This is a genomic window from Leisingera sp. F5 (assembly GCF_001593695.1).
On record NZ_LUKH01000370.1, the window covers coordinates 1 to 2676 of the forward strand.

The following is a 2676-nucleotide window of genomic DNA, read 5'->3' on the forward strand; positions in this document are numbered from 1 at the left end:
GCCGAGGAACTGACCCTGCTGCAGGCGCAGCTGACGGGTGTGAACACCCGTGGCCGCCTGCCGCCAGGCGTGGGCCGGGTGAAGGTGGGGGAGGGGCGCAGCTCCTCCGGTGCGAAGTTCATCCGGCAATGATGTTCCGCGCATTGATACTGGCCGTTGCCACCCTGGCGTACGCAGGCAGCGCAACGGCCCAGAACACCGGTTTGCGGCGGCTGACTGACCGCGATGACCTGCTGGGCTGGGAGGCCGTTGGACGGCTTGAGCTGAACGGCCAGGGCTTTTGCACCGGCACGCTGATCGCACCGGAACTGGTGCTGACCGCAGCCCATTGCGTCTATGACCGCAACAGGAATTTGCGTGCGGCGGAGCAGATCACCTTCCGCGCGGGTTTGCGCGACGGGACAGCCATAGCCGAACGCCGGGGGCTGCAGATTGCCGCGCATCCGGGGTTCAACCCGCGGGGACGGCTTGATCTGGATAACATTCGTCACGACGTGGCGCTGATCCGGATAGCCGCGCCGGTGCTCAGCGGTCAGGCAGATGCTTTTGCGCTGCACTCGGGACGCGAATACGGCAGCGATATCTCCGTCACATCTTACGGGCGGGGCCGCGCCGAGGCGTTGTCGCGGCAACGCCAGTGCAACCTGATGGGGGAAAGCGGTGACGTTCTGATGATCGACTGCAATGTCACCTTCGGATCCTCCGGGGCGCCGGTGTTTTCCCAGGTCGGCGGGCGCGGGCGGATCCTGGCGCTGGTTTCCGGCGGCGGCAATTACCGCGGCAAGCAAGTCGCCTTTGGCATGAAACTGCCGCAGCGGGTGGCAGAGCTGAAGGCGCAGCTGCGCCGCAATCCGGTGGCCGCACCGGACCGGCGGATCAAGCGCATCCGGGTTGGCGGCGGCGCATCGGCGGGCGGCGCGAAATTTGTGACGGTGGGGGACTGATCCCCCTCTTGAAGCCGCATTTTGCGTTCTTATCTCAGGTCTATCCGGGCAGCCGCTGATTGGGGCCCGGAAAAGACCAGCCTGTCCCCGCGGGGAAGGCGCCCTGAAATCGCTCATGTATGAGGATGACACTATGCGTACGTTTGATTTTGCACCGCTGCACCGCGCAACCATCGGTTTCGACCAGATCGCCAGCCTGATGGACCGCGCCCTTAGCGCGGATGCCGCCCAGTCCAGCTACCCGCCCTATAACATCGAAAAGACCGACGCCGACAGCTATCGCATTTCGATTGCGGTTGCCGGTTTTGCCGATGACGATCTGAACGTCGAGGTTAAGGAAAACGCGTTGGTGGTGACCGCCAAAAAGGCCGAGGACAGCGACGGCCGCTCCTTCCTGCACCGGGGCATTGCCACCCGCGCTTTTGAACGCCGCTTCACCCTGGCCGACCACGTTCGCGTGACTGGCGCCAGCCATGAAAACGGCATGCTGCATATCGATCTGCACCGCGAGGTGCCCGAGGCGCTGAAACCGCGCCGGATCGAAATCTCCTCCTCCCGCCCGAACCGTGCCGAGATCGAGGCCACTGCGGTCAACTGATCCCGCGATCAAGGTTCGAGTGCTTCAGCCCCCTGGTTCTGCCAGGGGGTTTTTTCGTTTCACCGGGTTGTCCCCGCGGGGACAGTTGCGGGTTATGGTTGCGGGCGTAAATGTTTCTTTAGGTATTGGAAGGCAGGATCGGAGGCAGAGTAATTGGTGCCGCAGCGCAAAGGCGGATTGATGAACCCTCAGGAAGTCCAACATGTTCAGCAAAGCTTTGCCGGGATCTTTGCCCGCAAGGCGGATCTGGCTGAGCGTTTTTATGTGCATCTGTTCACCCGCCTGCCAGAGGCGCGCGGCAGGTTCCGGGGGAATTTCGTAAAACAGAAAGCAATGCTGACAGCGATGATTGCTGCCTGCGTGCGCAATCTGGACGATCCGCGCACATTGGAAGATCTGGGCGGGCAACTGCTCCAGGCCCATGCCCATCTGCAGCTTGGCACGCAGGAGACCGAGGCGGCAAAGCGGGCGCTGATTGCCGCTTTGCGCGATGTTTTAGGCCCGGCGCTGGACACAGAGACGGAAACCGCCTGGGCCAGCGCCATCAGCCAGGTGGCCGGGACGATGACCCGGCACTGAGACCTGGCACTGACCCTCCTGCGCCAGTCCGGTGGCGGATCAGACCGCCATGCAGATGTATTTCATCTCCAGATAATCCTCGATGCCGTGGTGGCTGCCTTCGCGGCCCAGGCCCGATTGCTTGACGCCCCCGAACGGCGCCACCTCGGTGGAGATGATGCCGGTGTTCACACCCACAATCCCGTATTCCAGCGCTTCGGCGACCTTGTACACGCGGCTGAGATCCTTGGCATAGAAATAGGACGCCAAGCCAAAGATGGTGTCATTGGCCATCGCGATCACCTCGTCCTCGTCCTCGAACTTGAACAACGGGGCGAGGGGGCCGAACGTCTCATCCTTGGCAAAGGCCATGTCCGGGGTTGCGCCCTTGACGATGGTCGGCTGAAAGAAGCTGCCGCCCAGTTCCGACGGGTTGCCGCCCAGGATCACTTCGCCGCCTTTGGCGGTTGCGTCAGCAATATGCTCCTGCACCTTCTCAACCGCTTCCATGTTGATCAGCGGGCCGAAGTGGATGCCGTCGTTAAGGCCGTCGCCAACGTTCATCTTCTCGACCGC

General features: G+C 62.8%; 4 protein-coding genes and 1 pseudogene. 4 read left to right on the forward strand and 1 reads right to left on the reverse strand.

Annotated features, from left to right (window positions below):
- The 4 genes and pseudogenes from A2I95_RS30425 to A2I95_RS30440 form a co-directional block, all read left to right on the forward strand.
- Positions 1 to 132: pseudogene (locus tag A2I95_RS30425) on the forward strand (trypsin); the annotation flags it as partial.
- Positions 129 to 944 (forward strand): trypsin-like serine protease, encoded by an 816-nt coding sequence (locus tag A2I95_RS30430; RefSeq protein WP_259989491.1) that lies wholly within the window; start codon positions 129 to 131, stop codon positions 942 to 944. The pseudogene A2I95_RS30425 and the gene A2I95_RS30430, both read left to right, overlap by 4 nt.
- 133 nt (positions 945 to 1077) lie before the next feature.
- Positions 1078 to 1542 carry an Hsp20 family protein gene (locus A2I95_RS30435; protein ID WP_259989493.1) on the forward strand — a complete coding sequence of 155 codons (465 nt, stop codon included), beginning with the start codon at positions 1078 to 1080 and terminating at the stop codon, positions 1540 to 1542.
- A 180-nt stretch (positions 1543 to 1722) separates the two neighbouring features.
- Complete coding sequence (locus tag A2I95_RS30440) at positions 1723 to 2121, forward strand: globin domain-containing protein (RefSeq protein ID WP_291735879.1); 399 nt, start codon at positions 1723 to 1725, stop codon at positions 2119 to 2121.
- Positions 2122 to 2160: 39 nt separating this feature from the next.
- On the opposite strand, the gene A2I95_RS30445 is transcribed toward A2I95_RS30440, so the two are convergent.
- On the reverse strand, positions 2161 to 2676 hold a 516-nt coding region (locus A2I95_RS30445; protein WP_291735880.1), incomplete at its 5' end, for an aldehyde dehydrogenase family protein.